General features: G+C 48.2%; 1 protein-coding gene. It reads right to left on the bottom strand.

What is annotated here, in order from left to right; translation table 11 throughout:
* Positions 1-384: collagen-flanked surface repeat-containing protein (locus ACTHUF_RS11335; RefSeq protein ID WP_440407758.1), on the bottom strand; the 384-nt coding region annotated here is incomplete at its 3' end.
* Positions 385-440 lie beyond the last annotated feature (56 nt).

Raw genomic sequence — 440 nt, 5'->3', positions numbered from 1 at the left:
ACCATTGTCTTTAACATCAGCTTTGGCATTCTTACCATCGGCACCATTTGCACCCGTATTACCAGCTTCACCTTTAGCACCAGTTGCACCGTCTTTAACGAGGGTAGTAGTGGTATTACCGTTACCGTCTTTAATGGTTACAGTATGAGTACCGTCGCCGTTGTCTTTAACATCGGCTTCGGCGTTCTTACCGTCGGCACCAGTTGCACCAGTTGCGCCGGTATCGCCTTTAGCACCAGTTGCACCGTCTTTAACGATGGTAGTAGTGGTATTAACGTTACCGTCTTTGATGGTTACAGTATGAGTACCGTTGCCGTTGTCTTTAACGTCGGCTTCAGCATTCTTACCATCTGCACCAGTTGCACCGTCTTTAAAGACGGTAATAGTGGTGCCGCCGTTAACGTGTTTGCTGGTTGCAGTGGTAGTACTGTTGCCATCGT

The sequence above is a fragment of the Neisseria sp. P0024.S006 genome, from assembly GCF_051956595.1.
Classification (GTDB): Bacteria; Pseudomonadota; Gammaproteobacteria; order Burkholderiales; family Neisseriaceae; genus Neisseria.
Note: the sequence above shows the minus strand (reverse complement) of the source record. Positions and strands in the feature narration are given on the sequence as shown.